At 64.6% G+C, this 22,789-nt stretch carries 19 protein-coding genes; 6 read left to right on the top strand and 13 right to left on the bottom strand.

Annotated elements, in window-relative coordinates; translation table 11 throughout:
- Positions 1-134: 134 nt before the first annotated feature.
- Positions 135-971, bottom strand: a complete 837-nt coding sequence (locus ACVRRC_RS02265) for an AraC family transcriptional regulator (RefSeq protein ID WP_079329272.1) — start codon at positions 969-971, stop codon at positions 135-137.
- Between the two features lie 116 nt (positions 972-1,087).
- On the opposite strand from ACVRRC_RS02265, the gene ACVRRC_RS02260 reads away from it, so the two are divergent.
- Positions 1,088-1,516 carry an organic hydroperoxide resistance protein gene (locus ACVRRC_RS02260; protein ID WP_125864956.1) on the top strand — a complete coding sequence of 143 codons (429 nt, stop codon included), beginning with the start codon at positions 1,088-1,090 and terminating at the stop codon, positions 1,514-1,516.
- Positions 1,517-1,553: 37 nt separating this feature from the next.
- Positions 1,554-2,504 carry an alpha/beta fold hydrolase gene (locus ACVRRC_RS02255; RefSeq protein WP_170801092.1) on the top strand — a complete coding sequence of 317 codons (951 nt, stop codon included), beginning with the start codon at positions 1,554-1,556 and terminating at the stop codon, positions 2,502-2,504.
- Positions 2,505-2,664: 160 nt separating this feature from the next.
- Here the strand turns inward: ACVRRC_RS02255 and ACVRRC_RS02250 are convergent, their stop codons facing one another.
- From ACVRRC_RS02250 to uvrD, 3 genes are all read right to left on the bottom strand, one after another.
- Entirely contained in the window at positions 2,665-3,507 is an 843-nt protein-coding gene (locus ACVRRC_RS02250; RefSeq protein ID WP_011911417.1) for a Tim44 domain-containing protein, read from the bottom strand.
- A gap of 185 nt (positions 3,508-3,692) precedes the next feature.
- Positions 3,693-4,796 carry a TRAP transporter substrate-binding protein gene (locus tag ACVRRC_RS02245; RefSeq protein WP_013981372.1) on the bottom strand — a complete coding sequence of 368 codons (1,104 nt, stop codon included), beginning with the start codon at positions 4,794-4,796 and terminating at the stop codon, positions 3,693-3,695.
- A 73-nt stretch (positions 4,797-4,869) separates the two neighbouring features.
- On the bottom strand, positions 4,870-7,059 hold the full coding sequence (uvrD, locus tag ACVRRC_RS02240) for a DNA helicase II (protein WP_472996581.1): 2,190 nt from the start codon (positions 7,057-7,059) through the stop codon (positions 4,870-4,872).
- Between the two features lie 257 nt (positions 7,060-7,316).
- Here uvrD and ACVRRC_RS02235 point away from each other — a divergent pair, with 257 nt between their 5' ends.
- Positions 7,317-10,148: a putative bifunctional diguanylate cyclase/phosphodiesterase gene (locus ACVRRC_RS02235; protein WP_125885825.1), complete on the top strand. Its 2,832-nt coding sequence runs from the start codon at positions 7,317-7,319 to the stop codon at positions 10,146-10,148.
- Between the two features lie 21 nt (positions 10,149-10,169).
- On the opposite strand, the gene trhP is transcribed toward ACVRRC_RS02235, so the two are convergent.
- The 8 genes from trhP to zwf all read right to left on the bottom strand — a co-directional run bounded on the left by trhP (position 10,170) and on the right by zwf (position 18,910).
- Entirely contained in the window at positions 10,170-11,543 is a 1,374-nt protein-coding gene (gene trhP, locus ACVRRC_RS02230) for a prephenate-dependent tRNA uridine(34) hydroxylase TrhP (RefSeq protein ID WP_048330370.1), read from the bottom strand.
- A gap of 123 nt (positions 11,544-11,666) precedes the next feature.
- Entirely contained in the window at positions 11,667-11,885 is a 219-nt protein-coding gene (locus ACVRRC_RS02225) for an HP1242/YdcH family protein (RefSeq protein ID WP_011911422.1), read from the bottom strand.
- Between the two features lie 184 nt (positions 11,886-12,069).
- Entirely contained in the window at positions 12,070-13,500 is a 1,431-nt protein-coding gene (locus tag ACVRRC_RS02220; protein ID WP_013981377.1) for an aspartate kinase, read from the bottom strand.
- A gap of 152 nt (positions 13,501-13,652) precedes the next feature.
- Positions 13,653-14,561 (bottom strand): ectoine hydroxylase, encoded by a 909-nt coding sequence (gene thpD, locus ACVRRC_RS02215; RefSeq protein ID WP_011911424.1) that lies wholly within the window; start codon positions 14,559-14,561, stop codon positions 13,653-13,655.
- A 68-nt stretch (positions 14,562-14,629) separates the two neighbouring features.
- Positions 14,630-15,031 (bottom strand): ectoine synthase, encoded by a 402-nt coding sequence (locus tag ACVRRC_RS02210; protein ID WP_013981379.1) that lies wholly within the window; start codon positions 15,029-15,031, stop codon positions 14,630-14,632.
- 10 nt (positions 15,032-15,041) lie between these two features.
- Positions 15,042-16,319, bottom strand: coding sequence for a diaminobutyrate--2-oxoglutarate transaminase (gene ectB / locus ACVRRC_RS02205; protein ID WP_013981380.1), 1,278 nt, complete (start codon positions 16,317-16,319; stop codon positions 15,042-15,044).
- The gene (gene ectA, locus ACVRRC_RS02200; protein ID WP_013981381.1) at positions 16,316-16,831 is read right to left on the bottom strand and encodes a diaminobutyrate acetyltransferase; all 516 of its coding nucleotides are present in this window, start codon (positions 16,829-16,831) and stop codon (positions 16,316-16,318) included. Before ectA ends, ectB begins: the two co-directional genes overlap by 4 nt.
- Positions 16,832-17,467: 636 nt before the next feature.
- Positions 17,468-18,910 carry a glucose-6-phosphate dehydrogenase gene (gene zwf / locus ACVRRC_RS02195; RefSeq protein ID WP_011911428.1) on the bottom strand — a complete coding sequence of 481 codons (1,443 nt, stop codon included), beginning with the start codon at positions 18,908-18,910 and terminating at the stop codon, positions 17,468-17,470.
- Between the two features lie 141 nt (positions 18,911-19,051).
- Between zwf and hexR the strand changes: the two genes are divergently transcribed.
- Both hexR and ACVRRC_RS02185 read left to right on the top strand, forming a co-directional pair.
- Positions 19,052-19,918: a transcriptional regulator HexR gene (hexR, locus tag ACVRRC_RS02190; RefSeq protein ID WP_013981383.1), complete on the top strand. Its 867-nt coding sequence runs from the start codon at positions 19,052-19,054 to the stop codon at positions 19,916-19,918.
- A 97-nt stretch (positions 19,919-20,015) separates the two neighbouring features.
- On the top strand, positions 20,016-20,228 hold the full coding sequence (locus ACVRRC_RS02185; RefSeq protein WP_011911430.1) for a PA3496 family putative envelope integrity protein: 213 nt from the start codon (positions 20,016-20,018) through the stop codon (positions 20,226-20,228).
- On the opposite strand, the gene ACVRRC_RS02180 is transcribed toward ACVRRC_RS02185, so the two are convergent.
- Entirely contained in the window at positions 20,173-21,132 is a 960-nt protein-coding gene (locus ACVRRC_RS02180; RefSeq protein ID WP_049326121.1) for a LysR family transcriptional regulator, read from the bottom strand. The genes ACVRRC_RS02185 and ACVRRC_RS02180 overlap by 56 nt on opposite strands.
- Before the next feature lie 238 nt (positions 21,133-21,370).
- On the opposite strand from ACVRRC_RS02180, the gene ACVRRC_RS02175 reads away from it, so the two are divergent.
- On the top strand, positions 21,371-22,786 hold the full coding sequence (locus tag ACVRRC_RS02175; RefSeq protein ID WP_014595480.1) for an acetyl-CoA carboxylase biotin carboxylase subunit: 1,416 nt from the start codon (positions 21,371-21,373) through the stop codon (positions 22,784-22,786).
- Positions 22,787-22,789 lie beyond the last annotated feature (3 nt).

The raw sequence follows: 22,789 nt of genomic DNA, 5'->3' as shown, positions 1-22,789 counted from the left end.
CTTCTTATCAGGCTGAAACGCCGATGCTTTGCCGGCGTCTGCTAAAGCAGCTTAGTCAAGCTTTCGGAAAGTGAAGGATTAATTCCGGGTGCCGCCGCTGCCCTTGCAGCCAGCCGATCGGTCACATGGCGGCTTCAGGCGCCGGTCGAGGCGGCAAGCTGGTTTTTCCATTCCCGCGGCGATTGTCCGGCTTGAGCTTTGAATGCGCGCGAAAGCGCCGCTTCGCTGCCATAGCCGACCTCGGTGGCGATCACCTTCAGCGGCCGCCCGCGCTGCAGCGCCTTCTGCGCCAGGCGGACGCGCCAGCCCTGCAGATACTGGCCGGGCGTCTGCCCGAGCGTTTCGCGGAAGCTGGTGGCGAAGGCGCTACGCGACATTCCGGCGACGCCGGCGAGGTTGTCGAGCGTCCAGTCCTGTGCGGGCGCTTCGTGCATGGCCACCAGCGCGTTGCGCAGACGCGGATGGGCGAGGCCGGAGAGCAGGCCGCCGCTGACCTCGTCGCTTTCCATCAGCTGACGCAGGATCTGGATCATCACCACCTCCACCAGCCGCTCCACCAGCGCCATGCGCCCGCAGCGCTGTTCGAAGGCTTCTTCGAACAGCAGTGAGAGCACCGGCTCGGCGCCCCACACGCCATCCAGCGGCAGGCAGACCAGATCGGCCAGGGCAGAGGCGATCGGGTTGGCCCTGCCCCCCTCGAACGTCAGGTTCGCGCAGACCATGTCCACCTCGCAGTCCGGCGCGGTGATGAAGCGATGCGTCAGCGGTCGCGGGAACAGCAGCAGGCTCGGCTGCGTGACGTGCAGTGTCTCCCGGCCGTAGCGGACCTCCACCGCACCGCGGCGAATCAGGTGCAGTTGTCCGTGCACGCCATCGCTCTGCAACGTGTTGATGCCGCACAGCGGCCCGGTGTTGAACACCTGGGCGCGCATCGGGAAGTGCGTCATCAGTGCAGCGAGGCGGTCAGCCATCTTTGTACTCCTGATCAATTTTCAAAGACTTTACGTCACCAATAGTTTTTCGTGCTGAGGAGAATAGCGCTTACCGGGCAACACCGCTCCGGCAACCCGAAACAGGAGTCACCACCATGTCCATCGAGAAGATTCTCTACACCGCTATTGCCACCGCCACCGGCGGCCGCGAAGGCCGCGCCAGCTCCTCCGACCAGGCGCTTGACGTGCAGCTGTCCACGCCGCGCGAGCTGGGCGGCGCCGGTGGTGCCGGGACCAATCCCGAGCAGCTGTTCGCCGCCGGTTACTCGGCCTGCTTTCTCGGGGCGCTGAAATTCGTCGCCGGCAAGCAGAAGGTCACTCTGCCGGTGGATACGCGCATCACTGGGAAGGTCGGCATCGGCCAGATCCCCACCGGCTTCGGCATCGAGGCCGAGCTGACCATCAGTGCCCCCGGCGTTGCCCGCGACCTGCTGCAGAACCTGGTCGAGCAGGCCCACATCGTCTGCCCCTATTCCAACGCTACCCGCGGAAACATCGACGTCACGCTGGTCATCGCCGACTGAGCCGGACCGCCACCCTTTCGAACAGGAGACCCATGCCATGAATCCGATCACCCGTACCCTCGCCATGCCGCTGCTGGCCATCGCGCTGCAGCCCTCCTTCGCCGCCCAGGCCGCACAACCGGCGAAGCCCGGCAGCGCCGCTGTTGTCGCACATACAGCCGGCACCATCACTACCGCCGATGGCGTGCAGCTCTACTACAAGGACTGGGGCCCGAAGGACGGCCCGGTGGTGACCTTCAGCCACGGCTGGCCGCTGAGTTCCGACAGCTGGGAATCGCAGATGCTGTTTCTCGCATCCGAGGGCTATCGCGTGGTCGCCCATGACCGCCGCGGCCATGGCCGGTCCAGCCAGCCCTGGGAAGGCAACGACATGGATCATTACGCCGACGACCTGGCGGCGGTGATCGACGCGCTCGACCTGCAGGACGTGACCCTGGTGGGTTTCTCCACCGGTGGTGGTGAGGTGGCGCGCTACATCGGTCGCCACGGCACCGGGCGGGTGAAGAAGGCCGTGCTGGTCAGCGCCGTGCCGCCGATGATGCTGCGCACCGAGGACAATCCTGACGGCCTTCCGCTGGAGGTGTTCGACGGCATTCGCAAGGCCTCGCTGGAAGATCGTGCGCAGCTCTACCTGGACCTTGCCTCCGGCCCGTTCTACGGCTTCAACCGGCCGGGCGCCAAGGTTTCCCAGGGGCTGATCGACAACTGGCGAGCGCAGGGCATGCAGGCCGGGCACAAGAACACCTATGACTCCATCGCCGCCTTCTCGGCCACCGACTTCCGCGAGGACCTGAAGAAGTTCGACGTGCCGACCCTGGTGATCCATGGCGACGACGACCAGATCGTGCCGCTGGACATCTCCGGCAAGGCATCCGCAGCGCAGATCAAGGATGCGAAGCTGATCGTCTACCCCGGTGCGCCGCACGGCCTGACCGACACCCACAAGGCGCGCTTCAATCAGGACCTGCTGGACTTCCTCAGGAAATGATCGGATGCGTCGCTGTGCCGGCCGCGGTTTGCTCCGCGGCCGGTTTTTTTTGCGCAGCAAAAGGTCGAGGAGGGCGCGGCAGAAACGAAAAACCCCGCCGGAGCGGGGTTATCGTGGCCTGTCCGGAGGCAGGCCGGTGTGGGTTCCGGAACGGTGCCGATCAGGCGTTCTGACGGATACCGGCCACCAGCCAGGGCTGGTTCTCGCCCTGCACACGCTCCATGCGCCAGCTCTCGCTGAAGGGTTCGCCCTGGTCGAAGCGCGAGGTCTTGGCCACGCCGCTGAAGGTCAGCGTTGCGGTGGTCTTCTCGGCATTGTCGTCGACGCCGTCGAGCTGGATCTGCAGATCGTCGATGTAGGTCGACTGATAGGCATCACCGATCTCGGCGCGCTCCTGCTTGAGGAAACCCAGCAGCTGCGGGGTAACGAACTCGGCGATCTTGTCCATCTCGTTGGCGTCCCAGTGCTGCTGCAGCGAGAGGAAGTGCTCGCGCGCGGCCGCAACGAAGTTCTGCTCGTTGAACCAGGCCGGGGCATTGATCACCGGAGCGGCGGCGACCGGGGCGGCGCTGCCACCGAAGATGGAGGTCGCTGGTTGCTGCGGCATCTCGCGCTGCATTGGCGCGTGACCGGCCATGGCTGGTTGCTGCTGGCGGCGTCGGGCGGCGAGGAAGCGGAACAGCAGGAAGGCGATCAGGCCGAAGATCAGGATATCCATGAACTGGATGCCCTCGAAGCCGTCGCCCATGAACATCGAGGCGAGCAGGCCGCCGGCGGCCAGACCGGCCAGCGGGCCGAGCCAGCGCGAGGCACCACTGGGCGCAGCCGCAGCCTGCTTGCCGGCCTGGGACGGTGCGGCCTGGGTCTGCTGGGGCGCCTGGCGGGTCTGGTGGCTCGGTGCCGAGCCGAAGCTCTTGCCGCCGCCAAAGCGCTTGGCGTGGGCATCCAGCGCGAAGGTCAGGCTGATACACAGCGCCATGAAAATGCTAAGCACACGTTGCATTGAGTGTTCCCGCTTGAATTAAGTGGAGGTACGCGCGCCATCCTGCCGAGCCGGGCAGGGGTTGGCGAGGGGCAGTATGTTACGAGCTTTTGCTTGCGACCGTTGGTCGCGTCCGGCGGTGCCGGCAGACGCTTGCGCTGGTCCTGGAAAGCGAACGGAGCCCGGTGCTCCGTTCGTCAGGGCAGTCAACGCCAGTTGTACAGTTCCTTCTCGGAAATCTCGTGCATCGGCTTGACCTGCTCTTGGAAGGCTTTCATCGAGGCCCAGATGCGGCCGTTCAGCTCGCTCTGCGCGGCCAGCTCGCCGAGCACCAGCTCCGACTGCTCCTGCATGGCGTCCAGCACTTCGTCGGGGAAGCGCTTGAGCTCCACACCCTGCTGCTTGAGCTGATCGAGCGCCAGTGCGTTGTTGTAGACATAGTCATCCATCATGTCGCGGCTGGCGGCACGGGTCGCCTCGGTGAGGATGGCCTGCAGGTCCTCGGGCAGGGTATCGAGCGCCTTCTGGTTGACCAGCAGTTCCAGCACCGCCTGCGGCTCCTGCCAGCCCGGGTAGTAGTAGTACTTCGCGGCCTTGTGCAGGCCGAAAGCCAGGTCGTTGTACGGGCTGACCCAGTCGGTGGCGTCGATGGCACCGGTCTGCAGCGCGGTGAACACCTCGCCGCCGGGCAGGTTCACGGTGGTCGCGCCGAGACGCGCCAGCACTTCGCCGCCCAGGCCCGGCATGCGGATCTTCAGGCCGCGCAGGTCGCCCAGCGAATTGATCTCCTTGTTGTACCAGCCGCCCATCTGCATGCCGGTGTTGCCGACCACCATGGGCTTCACGCCGAACGGGGCATAGGCCTCATCCCAGAATTTCTGGCCTTCGCCCTTGCTCAGCCAGGCGTTCATCTCGATGGCCGACAGACCGAACGGCACGGAGGTGAAGAATTGCGCGGTGGGCACCTTGCCCTTCCAGTAATAGGCAGCGCCATGGCCCAGTTCGGCGGTGCCGCGGGAGACGGCATCGAACACTTCCAGCGCCGGCACCAGTTCGCCGGCGGCGTAGACCTTGATGGTCAGGCGGCCGTCGCTCATCACCTTGACGCGCTCGGCCAGGCGTTCGGCGGCGGTGCCCAGCCCCGGGTAGTTCTTCGGCCAGGCGGTGACCATCTTCCAGGTGTAAGTCTTGGCGGGTTCGCTGGCGGCCTGCTGGCCTGTGGTTTCGACTTTCTTGTCATCGTTGCAACCGGCGAGGCCGAGGGTGGCAAGCAAGGCAGCGGCAGCACCGAACAGATGGCGGCGTTTCATGGGTCGGTATCCTTGGAAGATTCTTCTTATAGGAATGACTGGTTGGTATGACGGGTTGACGTTAGCGTCAACCTCACAGGGCTTCAAGTTTTGCGTAGCTGAGCATCAGCCATTTGCTGCCCTCGTCCTCGAAATTCACCTGCACCCGAGCCTGGGCGCCGGAGCCTTCGAAGTTGAGGATGGTGCCTTCGCCGAACAGCGAATGGCGCACGCGTTGGCCGAGGTTGAACGGTGTTTCCGGCACGCCGGCGCCGTCGAACAGCGACGAGCCGCTCATACTCTTGCCGCTGAACGAGCGCGTCACCGTGTTGCTCAGCCGCACTTCCTGCACCAGCGCCGGTGGAATTTCGCGGACGAAGCGCGAGACCTTGTTGTAGGTCTCGCTGCCGTACAGCCGGCGCGTTTCGGCGTAGGTGATCACCAGCTGCTGCATGGCGCGGGTGATGCCCACGTAAGCCAGGCGGCGTTCCTCTTCCAGACGGCCGGACTCCTCCAGGCTCATCTTGTGCGGGAACAGGCCTTCTTCCATGCCGACCAGGAACACCAGCGGAAACTCCAGACCCTTGGCGCTGTGCAGGGTCATCAGCTGCACGCTGTCCTCGTGGTCGCCGGCCTGCTGTTCGCCGGCCTCCAGCGAGGCGTGGTCGAGGAAGGCGGCCAGGGGCGACTGGATGTCGTCTTCCTCTTCGCTGTAACTGTCGAAAGCGCGGGCGGCGGACACCAGTTCCTCAAGGTTTTCCACTCGCGCCTGGGCCTTCTCGCCCTTCTCGTCGCGGTGGTAGGCCAGCAGCCCGGATTCCTCGATGACCAGTTGCGCCATGCTGTGCAGCGGCAGTTTCTCGACCTTCAGCGCCAGGGTGTCGACCAGTTCGACGAAGCCGTTCAGCGCGCTGGCGGCGCGCCCGGAAACCGCCTTGGTGCCGACCGCCTGATGCAGCGCAGCCCACATCGACAGGCCCTGTTCACGGGCCAGCTGACGCAGGCATTCGACGGTCTTTTCGCCGATGCCGCGGGCCGGCACGTTGATCACCCGCTCCAGCGCCGCGTCGTTGTCGCGGGTCTGGATCAGGCGCAGGTAGGCCATGGCGTTCTTGATCTCGGCACGCTCGAAGAAGCGCTGGCCGCCGTAGATGCGGTAGGGGATCTTCTCGCGCAGCAGCGCCTCTTCCAGTACCCGCGACTGGGCGTTGGAGCGGTAGAGGATGGCGATCTCGCTGCGGCTCATGCCGTCGCGGATGGCTTTCTCGATGCTCTCGACCACGTAACGCGCTTCGTCGTGCTCGTTGAACGCAGCGTACAGGCTGATCGGCTCGCCCTCGCAGCCGGAGGTCCAGAGTTCCTTGCCGAGGCGACCCTGGTTGTTGGCGATCAGCGCGTTGGCGGCCTTGAGGATGCAGGCGGTGGAGCGGTAGTTCTGTTCCAGGCGGATGGTTTCGGCATCCGGGAAGTCGGCGCTGAACTGGTGCAGGTTCTCGATGCGCGCGCCGCGCCAGCCGTAGATCGACTGGTCGTCGTCGCCGACCACCATCAGGCTCTCGCCACCCTTGGCCAGCAGCCGCAGCCAGGCGTACTGGACGGCGTTGGTGTCCTGGAACTCATCCACCAGCACATGGCGGAAGCGCCGCTGGTAGTGCTCGAGCAGGCCGGGGTGGTCGCGCCACAGATCCAGCGCACGCAGCAGCAGCTCGGAGAAGTCGATGACGCCGGCGCGGGCGCAGGCCTCTTCATAGGCTTCGTAGATCTTCAGCTGTGTGGCGAGGAACAGATCACCGCCGGGCTGGATGTTGCGTGGACGCAGTCCTTCGTCCTTCTGCGCGTTGATCCACCACTGCGCCTGGCGCGCCGGCCAGCGCTGCTCGTCGAGGCCGAGCTCGCGGATCACCCGCTTGACCAGGCGCTGCTGGTCGTCGGAGTCGAGGATCTGGAAGTTCTGCGCCAGCTTGGCTTCCTGCCAGTGCGCGCGCAACAGGCGGTGGGCCAGGCCGTGAAAGGTGCCCACCCACATGCCCTGCGGGTTGACGTGCAGCAGCTGCTCGATACGCTGGCGCATCTCCGCGGCGGCCTTGTTGGTAAAGGTCACCGACAGGATTGAGTGCAATGATGCGCGCTCGACCTGGTGCAGCCAGGCGATGCGGTGCACCAGTACACGGGTCTTGCCCGAGCCGGCGCCGGCCAGCACCAGTTGCCGGCCCAGCGGCGCGGCCACGGCCTGGCGCTGGGCATCGTTGAGGGAATTCAGGAGAAGGGAGAGATCGTCATGCATCGCGGCATTCTATTGGAAATGCCCGCGCTGCGCTCGCCCTGTGGTCCGTTCGGGCGCGGCATTTGCGGCAATCCGGCGCAGCCGCAGCACAGGCGGCATCACGTCTGGTGCCGACGATCCGCTGGTCGGTTCGGACGGAGATCATGGCATTTCCGACGCAGCGCGATATGACGTGAGGCTAGCAACGTGCCATTATCGGCCGTGTTGTGGTTCCGCCGGAACCTGATTCGGGTGCAGTTACTACTAGAACAATATTCATGACCGATTCCATTCGAGCCGCCTGCCCGGCGTCAACGCAGCATGTCACTGACGAGGCTTCGGCGGTCGAGCAGGCTGCCGAGCACACGCGGTTGCTGTATCGCGGTTCGCGCGCTCCCGCCCTGCTGTTGCTGCTCACCACGCTGATCTGCGGGGTGGTGCTCTGGCCCGAACAGGGCGGTATCGAACTCGGCGTCTGGCTGGGCTGGATGGCCACGCTCGGGCTGTTGCGCCTGCAGCAGGTCGGAGCCTTCAATCGAGCCAGCCCCGAGGCGCAGGCGGCGCCGCACTGGCGCTGGCGCTTCCTGCTGGGCAGCAGTGCCTCGGCGTTGAGCCTGTCCTACGCCATGGTGGCGCTGGTGCCGGCCGATACCTTTGTCACCCAGGCCTTGCTCTACGGCTTGATGGGCTCCGTGGTGCTGGCCGCCAGTGTCGCCTATGGCGTCAGCCTGCCGGCCTTTTTCAGTTTCGCCGTGCCCTGTCTGTTGCCGGCGGGACTGCTGCTGATGACCAGCGGCGAGCCGCTGCAGCAGGGCTGGGGCGTGCTGGCGATGATCGTGCTGGCGACGCTCAGTCTGATCGCCTGGCAGATCAGCCGGCTGGTCACCGACAGCATCGAACAACGCCTGCACCGGCAGCGGCTGATCGAGCGGCTGGAGAAGGCCCGCCGCGAAGCCGACCTGCTCAATGGCCGCCTGGCCACCGAGGTCGAGCAGCGCCGGCATGCCGAACAGCAGCTGCGCAGCGCCTACGACGGCCTCGAACAGCGCGTCGCCGAGCGCACCGCTGAACTCGGCGAGAGCGAGGCGCGGCTGACCCTGGCGCTGGAGGCCAGTGACCTCGGCCTGTGGGATTGGGATCTGCAGAACAACCGTGTACATCACTCGCGCATGCAGGTGGTGTTCGGCATCGGCCTGGAAAATCGCTACGGCAAAGACGGTTCGCGACTGCCGGATATCCATCCCGACGACCTGCAGCGTGTGCGTGCCACCCTGATCGCCCATCTGAAGGGCGAAACCGAATCCTTCGTCATCGAGTACCGTGCCCTGTGCGCCGATGGCAGCGAGCTATGCCTGGAAGACCGCGGGCGGGTGATCCAGCGTGACGCCAATGGCCGTGCGCTGCGCATGATCGGCACGCGCCGTGACATCAGCGAGCTGCGCAGTCAGGCCGAGCAGCAGCGCCTGGCCGCCACGGTGTTCGAGGCCGCCAGCGAAGGCATCGTGATCATGAACGATCGCTACCGTGTCCTGGCGGTGAATGACGCCTGCTGCACGCTGTCCGGCTACAGCCGCGAGGAACTGCTCGGCCACAGCGTGGCGCGTATCGCCGGCTCGCCGGAGAGCCAGCGGCAGTACGAGACCATGCGCGAGGCGCTGGAGCGGCACGGTCACTGGCAGGGCGAGCTGATCGAGACGCGCAAGAGCGGTGAGGTCTATCCGCAGTGGGTGCAGCTGCGCGAGGTGCGTGATGCCAACGGCAGCGTCACCCATGTGGTCGCCTTCGTCTCCGACCTCAGCGTGCGGCGCAAGATCGAGGAGCGTTTGCGCTACCTGACCCATTACGACGATCTCACCGGGCTGGCCAACCGCGGCCTGCTGAAGGAGCGGCTGCAGGAAGCCTGTCAGCGGGTGCGCCGCAACGGCCGCAACATGGCGGTGCTGTATATCGATCTGGACCGTTTCAAGCTGCTCAATGAAAGCCTCGGCCACGAGGCGGCTGATGCGTTGCTGCGCGAGGTGTCTCGACGGCTGAGCCAGACCCTCGGTGAGGCCGACACCATCGCCCGCCTGTCCGGCGACGAATTCGTCGTGCTGCTCGACGCCTACGGCAGCCTCAGCGGTCTGGCGCACCTGGGCAGTCGTCTGCTGCAGCGCATCCGCAAGCCGATCGTCATCGGCGAACAGGAGCTGGTGATCAGCGCTTCCATCGGTGTCAGCCTGCTGCCGGACAACAGCCGCGATGCCGAGGTCCTGCTGCGCCAGGCCAGCACCGCCATGCAGCAGGCCAAGCACCTGGGCGGCAACACCCTGCAGTTCTTCACCGACCGCCCGCAGGCATCCGGCATGCACTACCTGCAACTGGAAAACCAGCTGCGCAAGGCGCTGGAAGTCGGCCAGTTGGAAGTCTTCTACCAGCCGCGTCTGAGTCTGGCCGACGACAGCCTGGAGGCCGCCGAGGCATTGGTGCGCTGGCGCCACCCGCAGCGCGGACTGGTCACGCCGGCGGACTTCATTCCGCTGGCCGAGGAAACCGGGCTGATCATTCCGCTGGGCGAGTTCGTCCTGCGCGAGGCCTGCCGCCAGGCACGCCGCTGGCAGCAGGAAGGGCTGGCGGACATCCGCGTGTCGGTGAACCTCTCCGTGAAGCAGCTGCGTCAGGGCAACTTCGTCAGTCTGGTGCGCCAGGTGCTGGAAGAGACCGGGCTGCCGCCAGCGATGCTGGAACTGGAACTGACCGAGAGTCAGCTGCTGGACGACATCGATAACGCCATCAGCATCAGCGAGCAATTGCGTGCCCTGGGCGTGAAGTTGGCGATCGACGACTTCGGCACCGGTTTCTCGTCGCTGAGCTACCTCAAGCGCTTCCCGGTGGACTACGTGAAGATCGACCGCTCGTTCATCAGCGAGGTGGAGCATTCCACCCAGGATGCGGCGATCACCCGTGCCATCATCGCCATGGTTCACAGCCTGGAACGGCGAGTGGTGGCCGAGGGCGTGGAGACCCAGGCGCAGATGGACTTCCTCAAGGCCAACCTGTGCGACGAAATCCAGGGCTACCTGCTCAGCCCGCCGGTGCCGGCCGAGCAGTTCGCCGAGCTGCTGCGCTAGCGGGGGGATGCCCGCCCAGCTTCAGCCGCGGGTGCTGCTGCCGCCCTCCAGCTCGCGCATCAGCAGGCCGAAGTGCAGGTCCACGTCCTGCGGGACCGGCAGATAGACGGTGTGGCCGTCGCCCGGCGCAACCTCGATGGCCTCGCCGCGGCTGCTTTCCAGGGCCTCCAGGCGCAGGTTGAGATTGCCCTGCGGTGTCATCAGCTCCAGCCTGTCGCCGACCGCGAAGCGGTTTTTCACTTTCACCTCGGCCAGGCCGTTGCGCCGCTCGCCGGTCAGCTCGCCGACGAACTGCTGGCGCTCGGAGAGCGAGAAGCCGCGTTCGTAGTTCTGGTATTCGTCGTGCACGTGACGGCGCAGGAAACCCTCGGTATAGCCGCGGTGGGCCAGGGATTCGAGGGTGTCCATCAACGACTTGTCGAACGGCCGGCCGGCCAGTGCATCATCGATGGCCTTGCGGTAGACCTGCGCGGTACGCGCCACGTAGTAGTGGCTCTTGGTGCGGCCTTCGATCTTCAGCGAGTGCACGCCCATCTGCACCAGCCGCTCGACATGCTGCACGGCGCGCAGGTCCTTGGAGTTCATGATGTAGGTGCCGTGCTCGTCCTCGGTCGCCTCCATGAACTCGCCGGGCCGCGAGACATCCTCGAGCAGGAACACCTTGTCGGTGGGCGCTCCGACGCCCAGGGTCGGGTTGCCCTGCGCCTCGACCTGCTGCACGGCGATGGGCTCGTAGAGGTGCACCGAGTTGCCCAGTTCGTCCTCCTTGGCCTCGTGGGTCTTGTATTCCCAGCGGCAGGCATTGGTGCAGGTGCCCTGGTTGGGGTCGCGCTTGTTGATGTAGCCCGACAGCAGGCAGCGACCGGAATAGGCCATGCACAGCGCACCATGGACGAACACTTCCAGCTCCATGCCCGGCACCTGCTCGCGTATCTCGCCGATCTCCTCCAGCGACAGCTCGCGGGAAAGGATCACCCGGGAGACGCCCTGGCTTTCCCAGAACTTCACCGTCGCCCAGTTCACCGTATTGGCCTGTACCGAGAGGTGGATGGTCTGCTGCGGAAAATGCTGGCGCACCAGCATGATCAGGCCCGGGTCGGACATGATCAGCGCGTCCGGGCCCATCGCCACCACCGGCTCCAGGTCCTTGATGAAGGTCTTGAGCTTGGCGTTGTGCGGGGCGATGTTGACCACCACGTAGAACTGCTTGCCCAGCGCGTGGGCCTCGTCGATGCCGACCTTCAGGTTGGCGTGGTCGAACTCGTTGTTGCGTACGCGCAGGCTATAGCGTGGCTGCCCGGCGTACACCGCATCGGCGCCGTAGGCGAAGGCGTAGCGCATGGATTTCAGCGTGCCGGCAGGCGACAGCAGCTCGGTGCGGTTGGGGGTGTTCATGGCGCGGGACTCGCAGGGGTATCGAAAGCGCGGCATTTTACTGCGCTTGCCCGGCGATTGCGCGTCGAGCGTTGTCCGCAATGACGCGGCAGGCAGCGCCCCGCGAGCGGGGCGCGCAGAGGGTCAGGCGACGGATGCCTCCTTGAGCATGTCGTAGAGGCGATCCTTGAGCTGCAGCTTCTGCTTCTTCAGGTTTTCCACCTCGCTGTCGGTGCCCGGCACGATGTGCGCCTCGATGTTCTTCACCCGCTGGTCGAGGTCGTTGTGCTCGTCGAACAGGCGGGCAAAGGTCTTGTTTTCAGCCTTGAGACGGGTGATCAGATCGCGGTACTCGGGGAACATGGCAACTCCTGCTTCATGGGGGAGCGATGGGGCGCCTCGCGCGTCTTGCGACCGGCAGGCGCCGCTTGCAGCCATGGTCCTCCCGCCCCGAGCGGGCGGTATTGATCGGCGTCATACGGGATGGGCGGCCGTGCAGACAGCAAAACGCCGGGACGAGCCCGGCGTTTTGTGTTGCAAGCCCGAATCAGGCTGCGGCGATCACGTCGCCATGGTTTTCCGGCTCGATCAGTGCGCGGTGCAGCGCGGCGATGGCGGCGTCGTAGTCTTCCTCGTTGACCACGCACTGCATCTCCACCTGACGGATCGACTGGTGGATCGCCTGGATGCTGATGCCGGCCTCGGCCAGAGCGGCCACGGTCTTGGCCAGAATGCCCTTGACCTTGAGGTCGGAGCCGATGGCCGAAACGATGGCCAGGTTGTGCACGGTGACCTCGGCGGCCGGGTACTGCTCCTCGATCAGCCGCGCGGCGCGGTTGATCAGCTTGCGCGAACCGGAGGCGTAGTAGGTGATGCTGTTGGCGTCGGAATCCTTGTTCACCACATAGAGCTTGAGCTGCTTGAGCAGCTTGCTGATCTCCATGTCGTAGCCGATGTCGCCGAGCATGTCCTGGTCGAACACCTCGATGCCGAAGACGTCCTTGCGCCCGGCGATGATCTCGACGCAGGGCTTCTCGGACTTGTAGTCCTGGCTGATCAGCGTGCCGCCATGCTCGGGCTCGAAGGCATTCTTGATGCGCAGTTCGACGCCGGCGCGACGCAGGGTCTTGGCGGCGCGCGGGTGGATCGCCTCCATGCCGAGGTTCGACAGCTGGTCGGCGACGTCGTAGTTGGTGCGGCCGATGGTGACCACTTTGTCGGCACCCACCAGATTCGGGTCGGCCGAGGAGAGGTGAAATTCCTTGTGGATGATGGCCTCGCGTGCGCCGGTGGCGGCGGCGATCTGGGCGAAGGTGATCTCGCTGTAGCCGCGATCGAAGGTGTTCATCAGGCCTTCGGCGCAATGGGTGTAACCGGTGGCGACCACCAGTTCGCGGCTGAAGTCGAAGCCGGCGAAGTGGCTGGAAATCATCTCCTCGAACGGCAGCGGTGCTTCCTGCTGCCAGCCGGTGAGGTCGGCCAGGCGCGCGTTGACGCCGCGCTGCTTGAGCGCCAGCACCGAGTTGAAGGCGCTGTGGGCTTCGCCGAGGGAAGCGAGCATCTCGCGCACCTTCATCAGGTGTTCGGAGAGCTGGAAGTGGCCGTAGGCGCACAGCTTCTGCAGGCTGTGCATGCACTCGCTGGCATCGTCGATGCGCGAGTTGATGAACTGGTTGGCGGCGTGCAGTTCGTATTCGGAACTGAACAGCTCGGCGTTCTTGGCGAGCATGCGCTGGCGCACACCCTCCAGCGCTTCGCGCCAGGCACCTTCGCTCTGCGCATCGGCGAAGCGTTGGTAGACGCCGGGCTCGCCGGTCTTCTTGTGCTCCAGCAGCAGGTTGGTCATGCCGCTGTAGGCCGAGACGACGAAGATACGCTGGTACAGCGCTGCGCCTTCCCGGCGGCCGATGAAGATATTGTCGAGAACTTCCTCGAAGCGGCTCATCGACGTGCCGCCGATCTTTTCCACGGTATGCATCTTTTTATAGCGTCCGAATCTGGCAGGCCGTTGACGGGCCCGGCGCGCAGCTGGCGCACCTGTCGATCAACGAGCTGGAGTGAATTTCCCTGGGCCGGTAGCGATCGGCCAAGCCGGGGGAAGGGGCCCGTCATCAGACGCGCCCCATCGCCTCAGAGATACTGTTGCGGCCGAATGTCCAGCGGCTTGAAATTCTCGCGTTCGGCGACAAAGGCCGGGCGCGGTTTCTGCTCGCAGAACGGAGCCTGCACGGCATTATCCACGTGGTTGTAGACGTAGAACAGATTGCTCCGCGCGCTGGGCGTGATGTTGCCGTTGGAGCCGTGCATGGTGTTGCAGTCGAAGAACACCACGCTGCCGGCGGGGCCGGTGGCGCAGTCGATGCCGAAGCGGCTGGCCAGCTCGCTCAGGCTGTTCTGGTCGGGGATGCCGATCTCCTGCTTGCGCAGGGACTTCTCGTAGTGATTTTCCGGTGTGGCTCCGACACAGCGCACGTAGTGCTTGTGCGAGCCGGGCATCAGCATCAGCGGGCCGTTGTGCGGCTCGTTGTCGGTCAAGAGGATCGAGCAGGACAGGCAGCGCATGCGCGGCATGCCGTCCTCGATGTGCCAGGTCTCGAAATCCGAGTGCCAGTAGAACTCCTTGCCGGTGAAGCCGGGCTTGAAGTTCATTCGCGACTGATGCACGTACAGGTCGCCGCCAAGGATGAAGCGGGCGATGCCGGCGGTGCGCTCGTCGGCTGCGACGCGGGCGAACAGCTCGTTGTCCTTGTGGATGGCGAACACCGAGCGGATCGCACCGCTGTCGGGTTCCTTGATGGTCTTGCCGGAACCGGCGACGGCCGGGTCCTGGCGCATGCGCTCGAGTTCGGCGCGAAACAGCGCGACTTCGTCGGCGCTGAACAGATTGGGGATGACCAGGTAGCCGTCGCGTTCGAAGCGTTCGACCAGCTCTGCCGCGATCGGCGCATTCTCCAGGTCGCTGCGGTAGACGACCGGATCCAGGCGTTCCTGCCAGCTGGGCTGGTCTTCCTGGCGCGAGGGATACAGGTCGGCTTGCATAGGGTTCACGCTTACCTCCTTTCTTGTAATGGCGGGGCGGCGCGGTGGCCGCCCCGGTTGAACCGGTATCAGACGGTTTCGGCCTCCAGCGGATAGACGCCGCTTTCGTCATGCACTTCGCGCCCGTTGAGCGGCGGGTTGAAGACGCAGGCCAGCTTCATGTCTTCGCTGCCACCGCGCAGCAGGTGCTCGTCATGCTTGTCCAGCACGTACAGCGTGCCCGGCTCGATCTTGTAGATCTTGCCGTCGGCGATGGTTTCGATCTCGCCATTGCCGCTGATGCAGTACACCGACTCGAAGTGGTTCTGGTAGTGGATGTGCGTCTCGCTGCCGGCGTAGATGGTGGTGATGTGGAAGGAGAATCCCACCTTGTCGTCCTTGAGCAGCATGCGCGTGCTGTCCCAGGTGCCGGTCTGGCTGTGGACCTTGCGGTCGGTCTTTTCGCACTCGGCGAGGGTTCTGACGATCATTGCGGATACCTCAGGAAGCTTGGTTCTCGGTCTGCTCGCTCATCACGGCGGCAAAGGCCTTGTCGAGGATGGAAAGTGCCTTGTCGATCTGCTCATCGCTGATGATCAGCGGGCAGAGGCACTTGACCACTTCGCTGTGGGCGCCGCTGGTCTCGATCACCAGGCCGTTTTCGAAGGCGTGGCGGCACACTGCGGCGGCAATCTCGCCATCGGGGCAGCTGATGCCGATCATCATCCCGCGGCCCTTGAGGAACAGCGAATCCGGGCCGTGGCGACGGATGATGCGCTGCATGCCGTCGGCGATGCGCTTGCCCTTGGCCTTCACGCTGTTGGCGAACGCGTCGTTCTGCCAGAAGTGCTCGACCGCCGCGGCCGCCGTGACGAATGCATGGTTGTTGCCGCGGAAGGTGCCGTTGTGTTCGCCGGGCTTCCACTGGTCCAGCTCCTGGCGCAGCAACACCATGGCGAACGGCAGGCCGTAGCCGGACAGCGACTTGGACAGCGTGACGATATCCGGCTGGATGCCCATCTCTTCGAAGCTGAAGAAAGTCCCGGTGCGGCCGCAGCCGGCCTGGATGTCATCGACGATCAGCAGCATCTCGTGCTTGCGGCAGAGCTTCTCGAGCTTGCGCATCCACTCGGCCGATGCTGTGTTCAGACCGCCTTCGCCCTGGACCACCTCGACGATCACCGCCGCCGGCTTGTCGATACCGCTGGATGGGTCGGACAAGAGCTTGTCCATCATGCCGATGGTGTTGGTCTTGTCGCCAAAGTAATTGGCGTACGGCATGCGGCTGACATCGGTGAGGCTGATGCCCGAACCACCGCGGTGATGCTGGTTGCCGGTGGCGGCCAGCGCGCCAATGCTGCAGCCGTGGAAGCCATTGGTGAAGCTGATGATGTTGTTGCGTCCGGTGACCTTGCGCGCCAGCTTCATCGCCGCCTCGACCGCGTTGGTGCCGGTCGGGCCGGTGAACTGCATGCGGTAGTCGCCCATGCCGCGCGGCTCGAGGATCAGCCGGTTGAAGGTTTCGAGGAAACGCTCCTTGGCTTCGGTGTACATGTCCAGGCCGTGGGTGATGCCGTCGCTCTCGATGTACTCGAGCAGCGCCTGCTTGAGCACCGGGTGGTTGTGCCCGTAGTTGAGCGTGCCGGCACCAGCGAGGAAGTCGATGTAGCGCTTGCCGTCCTGGGTGACCAGTTCGGCGCCCTGGGCCTGCTTGAAGACCACGGGGAAGGAACGGCAGTAGCTGCGAACCCTGGATTCATTCAGTTCAAAAGTTTTCATGCGTGCTCCTTGAGCTCTTCTTCTAGATGGGAAACGGTGAACGGGCCGGCGCGGTAGAGCACCTCGTCCTCGTGCTGACCGGCGAAATGCGTGTCGCGGGCGAACAGCGTGCGCGTCGTGCAGTTGGCATCGAGGCGGTCGAAGGCCCGCTTGAACAGCGCCTGTGACGCCCCGTTGTCCGGCGAGATGGTGGTTTCCATGTAACGCACGCCGTACTCGCGAGCGACCCGGGCGGTCAGTGCCAGCAGCATGCGCAGGGCCAGCCCCTGACCGCGCATCGAGCTGTCGACGGCGACCTGCCAGACGAACAGCGTGTCCGGCCGCGAAGGGGGGCGGTAACCCGAGATGAAACCGACCAGCTCGCCTTGGGCGTTCTCTGCGGCGATGGCGGTATCAGCGAAATCGGAACACTGCAGCAGGTTGCAGTAGACCGAATTGGTATCGAGGGGCTGGCAGCGCGCCACCAGCTGATGAAGGTTGTAACCGTCGCCGTCGGTTGGGCGACGGAGCATTACGGTGGGGAAACTCAAAACAATGCCTTTGGGGTTGTTGATTGAATTCCTTTTTAGGGTAGGCATATCCGCACAAGTTTCTCAACCCATGTAACGGAATATGGGAAGTGTGCGTCGCTGTATATGCCGCTGAAACCCGCATGATAACTGCGCTGGCGCGCAGAATGTTTCTGTGTATTGCGATGGTCAGCTTGCCGGGCAACTTAGCTGTCACCGAAATGCAATTTGAATTCAGGCTGGAAGTTCGAGCGCAAAGCGCGTCAGAAGTTCTCTGACTGGCGGTCTGTCTGGCTGAAAGCCGCGCCGGGCGAGGGCTGTGGCGGTACTTGGCGCGGCGGATTGGTAGCTTGCGCGGGGCGTCTGGGAAAAACGAAGGGGCTGGGCGGATAAGGCCGCGCTGGGCGATTCGATATTCGTAAGACTTCTGTGATCGAGTCCGGAATATATGGCGCTAGTGTGACGCCCATATATTCCGCAGTTTTCCCGGCTCCCGCTCTTAATTGTTTGAGTCACGCTTCGTAGTCGCCGCAAAGTTCTCGCTGCCCTCTGGCGCGCATTATTCGGGCGCTCCGGGCTAATTCGCGAGAGAGTAATTGCGGGCATCTCATCCGGTAACTTTCTGGTCACGAAAAAGGCTCATTGCCACCAGCTGTGGCCTTGCCGTTCGATGAACTGGTGTGCCTGTTCCGGACCGTCCTCGCCGGCCGGGTAGGGTCGCGGTTTGCGGTAGTAGCTGCTCCAGCCGCGCAGGATCGGATCGACCCAGTTCCAGGCGGCTTCCACCTCGTCGCGGCGCATGAACAGCGTCGAATCGCCTTCGATGACATCCAGCAGCAGGCGCTCGTAGGCCTCCCAGCGGCGGGTGCTGCTGAAGGCATGGGCCAGGTTGAGGTCCAGTTCCACCGGCTCGAGCTGCATGCCCTTGCCGGGTGCCTTGGCCATCAGTTGCAGGCTGATGCTTTCCTCCGGCTGCAGGCTGATGACCAGCCGGTTGACCTCGCCCTTGGCAAACAGCAGGTGCGGCACCTGCTTGAAGGTGATGATGATCTCCGAGCGCTTGCGCGCCATGCGCTTGCCGGTGCGCAGGTAGAAGGGCACGCCGGCCCAGCGCCAGTTGTCGATCTCGGCCTTCACCGCGACGAAGGTTTCGGTGTCGCTGTCGTTGTCGATGTTGGGCTCGAAGTAGTAGGCCGGCACGTCGTGACCGCCGATGCGCCCGGCGCCGTATTGGCCGCGTACGGTCTTGTCCAGCACGTCGTTGCCGGTGATCGGCTTGAGCGCTTCGAGCACCTTCACCTTCTCGCCGCGGATGTGCTTGGCATCGAAACGCACCGGCGCCTCCATCGCCACCAGGCAGAGCAGCTGCAGCAGGTGGTTCTGCAGCATGTCGCGCATGGCGCCGGCATTGTCGTAGTAGCCGCCGCGGTTCTCCACGCCAAGGGTTTCGGCCACGGTGATCTGCACGTGATCGATATGCCCGGCGCGCCAGATCGGTTCGAACAGGGCGTTGGCGAAGCGCAGCGCCATGAGGTTCTGCACCGTTTCCTTGCCCAGGTAGTGGTCGATCCGGTAGATGCGCGCTTCGGGGAACACCGCGCCGATGGCTTCGTTGATCTCCAGCGCCGAATCCAGCGAATGGCCGATGGGCTTCTCCAGCACGATGCGCGCATCGTCACCGGCAAGCCCTGCGCTTTCCAGGTTGGCGGCGATGGGTTCGAACAGATCGGGCGCAGTGGCCAGGTAGTAGACCCGCACGCGGCCGTTGGCTTGGCCGAGGTGCTGGGCCAGACGCAGGTAGTCGCTGCGCTGGGAGGCGTCCATGGCGAAGTAGTCGACGCGCTGGGCGAAGGTCTGCCAGGTGTCCGGGCTGAAGTCGCCGCGGGCGACCTGCGCGCGACAGTGGCGCTCGGCCAGGGCCAGGTAGCCGTCGCGGTCGAGCTTCTTGCGCGCCAGGGCGAGAATCCGCACGTCGGCATGCAGGCGGCCGTCGCGGTGCAGGTGATACAGCGCCGGAAGCAGTTTGTGCAGCGTCAGGTCACCGGTCCCGCCGAACACGAGCATGTCACAGGAAATCGACATCGAATCTCTCCCAGGGGCAAAAAATGGGCGTCATGGCGAGGCTTGTAGTATAACTACCGCCCCACTACAACCCGCTGATGGCCGAGCGGTGCCTGTCGCGCCCGAACGAGCCCTCAGTCGTGAGCATAGCGAGCCCGCCACGTGAATCTGCTGCAACACATCGCCCAGTCGAGAAGCCTGCTACGGAAGTCGGAGTTGAAGGTGGCCGACCATGTCCTGCTCGATCCGGCCTCGGTGATGCACAGTTCCATGGCCGACCTGGCGCACACCGTCGGCGTCAGCGAGCCGACCATCGTGCGCTTCTGCCGGGCCATCGGCTGCCTCGGCTTCCAGGACCTCAAGCTCAAGCTGGCGCAGAGCCTGGCCGCCGGCGCCAGCTTCGGCCAGTTCGCCATCAGCGAGAACGACTCGGTGGCTGACTTCGCGCTGAAGATCTTCGACACCACGCTGCACACCCTGATGGAGGTGCGTGAGCGCCTCGATCCGGATGCCCTGCAGCGCGCCATCACCGCCATGGCCAAGGCCGAGCGGGTCGAGTTCTACGGCTTCGGCGCGTCCGGTGCGGTGGCCACCGATGCGCAGCACAAGTTCTTCCGTCTGCTGCTGTCGGCCGCGGCCTATTCCGATCCGCACATGCAGGCGATGTCGGCGGTCACGCTCAAGCCCACCGATGTGGCGATCTGCATTTCCCAGTCCGGTCGCTCCAAGGACCTGCTGATCACCGCCAACGTGGTGCGTGAGTCGGGCGCTACCCTGATAACCCTGTGCCCGAGCCAGACGCCGCTGGCCGAGCTGGCCACCATCAACCTGGCCATCGACGTGCAGGAAGACACCGAGATCTATACCCCGTTGACCTCGCGCATCGCCCACCTGGTGGTGATCGACGTGCTGGCGATGGGGGTGGCCATGGCTCGCGGGCCGAGCCTGGTCAACCACCTCAAGAGCGTCAAGCGCAGCCTGCGCAGCCTGCGTCTGTCGCCGAAGACGGTGAAGACGCACGAGGAGTGAGCCGCGGCGTCTTCATGGACGCGTCATCGCGCTGACTTCAGGCTGTCATCCGCAGCGCCGATGCTGGTCTCCCGTTACCTGATCTGGGAGACCGCCCATGCTCCGGCACAACGACGTCACCGCGCCACTCGACAGCAAGGCTCGCCGCAAGCAGCAGGATGAGCGCCGCATGCGTTTCCGCCGCGCCATCGAAAGCTACACCGAGCAGCGCCAGCTGCACGCCGAACTGGACGACTATGCCGATACGCTGGTGTTCAACTCGCTGATCGAGTCGTCAGCGGGCCGGCGAAGCGCTCCGCCAGCGCACTGATCTGCGCGCGTTCTTCACGGAGGAAGGCGAAGAACGCCTGGGCCACCGGGCTCAGGCGCTTGCCGCGCGGATGCACCACACACCAGCTGCGATACAGTGGCAGTTCCGCTACCGGCAATTCCCGCAGCAGGCCGGCGGCCAGCTCCAGATGCACCGCGTGACGTGGCAGCAGTGCTAGCCCGAGGCCGGCCACCACGCATTCGCGCAGCGCATCCAGCGAGGCGACCTGAATGGTCTGGGTGAAATGCGCGCGTTTCTGCCGCAGGTAGTCCTCGGCGGCCTTGCGCGTGCCGGAGCCCGGTTCGCGTACCAGCAGCGGATAACTCGTCAGGTCCTGCAGCGACAGCGTCGCCGCGTGGCACAGCGGGTGCTCGGCGGGCGCCACGGCGATGATCGGATTGTTGAGGAAGGGCATGAACTCCAGGTCCATGTCGGTGGGTACCTGGGACATGATCAGCAGGTCGTCACGGCTGACCGACAGGCGTTTCACCGCCTGGGCATGATTGACCACCACCAGCTGCAGGCTGACTTCCGGATGCAGGCGCTTGAACGCGGCGAACAGATGCGGCGTGACGTACTTGGCGCTGGACTCCACGGCGAGGTTGAGCTGGCCCTGCAGCGAGCCCTGCAAGTCGGAGAGCTGCATGTCGAGGCTGTCCAGCCGACCGAAGATGTCGGTGCTGGCGCGCTGCAGCGCCTCGGCCGCGTCGGTGAGGTAGAGCTTCTTGCCGACATACTCGAATAGCGGCTGGCCGACCAGTTCTTCCAACTGGCGGATCTGCAGACTCACCGCCGGTTGGGTCAGCGCCATCTCCTCCGCTGCGCGGCTGTAGGAAAGCGTCTCGCAGACCGCGCGGAACACTTGAAGCTGGCGCAATGTCATGCGCATCAATGATTTTCGCATCGTTTTACCAGTAGTTCGCCTGCATTTGGCGGAACAGTCAAACCTGCGGCGTTTCTGTCTAAGTGGTCAAGAAACAGTCATTCCTGACACACATATAAGTAAATACTTATCCCAAAGAAAACAATTATTCATTTTCAGTAATCCCCCTCACGGGCGTAGGGTGAAACGAATCGCCAGCAAGGCGAGTGATCCTGACCCGCTCGCGGGTCGCCTGCTCAACGATCCGAGGGAAGACAGCGTGATCAAGAAGCTGCTGATCGCCAACCGCGGGGAAATCGCGGTGCGCATCGTCCGCGCCTGTGCCGAAATGGGCGTCCGCTCGGTGGCGGTGTTCTCCGAAGCCGACCGCCATGCGCTGCACGTCAAGCGCGCCGACGAGGCCTATTTCATCGGCGAGGACCCGCTGGCCGGCTACCTGAACCCGCGCAAGCTGGTAAACCTGGCGGTAGAGACCGGCTGCGATGCCCTGCATCCCGGCTATGGATTCCTCTCCGAGAACGCCGAACTGGCGGAAATCTGCGCCGAGCGCGGGATCAAGTTCGTCGGGCCTTCGGCAGACGTGATTCGCCGCATGGGCGACAAGACCGAAGCCCGTCGCAGCATGATCAAGGCCGGCGTGCCGGTCACGCCGGGCACCGAAGGCAACGTCAAGGACCTCGCCGAGGCGCTGCGCGAAGCCGAGCGCATCGGTTATCCGGTGATGCTCAAGGCCACCTCCGGTGGTGGTGGCCGCGGCATTCGTCGCTGCAACTCGCAGGCAGAGCTCGAGTCGGCTTACCCGCGGGTGATCTCCGAAGCGACCAAGGCCTTCGGCAGTGCCGAGGTGTTCCTGGAAAAGTGCATCGTCGAGCCCAAGCACATCGAGGCGCAGGTGCTGGCTGACAGTTTCGGCAACACCGTGCACCTGTTCGAGCGTGACTGCTCGATCCAGCGGCGCAACCAGAAGCTCATCGAGATCGCCCCCAGCCCGCAGCTCACCCCCGAGCAGCGCGCCTATATCGGCGACCTGGCGGTGCGTGCCGCCAAGGCGGTGGGTTACGAGAATGCCGGTACCGTGGAGTTCCTGCTCGCCGATGGCGAGGTGTACTTCATGGAGATGAACACCCGGGTGCAGGTGGAGCACACCATCACCGAGGAAATCACCGGCATCGACATCGTCCGCGAGCAGATCCGCATCGCTTCGGGCCAGCCGCTGTCGGTCAAGCAGGAAGACATCCAGCATCGCGGCTTCTCCCTGCAGTTCCGCATCAACGCCGAGGACCCGCGCAACAACTTCCTTCCCTGCTTCGGCAAGATCACCCGCTACTACGCCCCCGGCGGGCCGGGCGTGCGCACCGACACGGCGATCTACACCGGTTACACCATTCCACCGTATTACGACTCCATGTGCCTGAAGCTGGTGGTCTGGGCGCTGACCTGGGAAGAGGCGCTGGCCCGTGGCTCGCGCGCGCTGGACGACATGCGCGTGCAGGGCGTGAAGACCACTGCCACCTACTACCAGCAGATTCTCGCCAATCCGGATTTCCGCAGCGGCCAGTTCAATACCAGCTTCGTCGACAACCATCCGGAACTGCTGAACTACTCGATCAAACGCAAGCCGGGCGAGCTGGCCCTGGCCATTGCCGCCGCCATCGCCGCCCACGCAGGCCTGTGAGGA

The organism is Stutzerimonas sp. LR2, assembly GCF_055755175.1.
The sequence above is the reverse complement of the archived record's forward strand: the minus strand, read 5'-3'. Positions and strand labels throughout refer to the sequence as shown.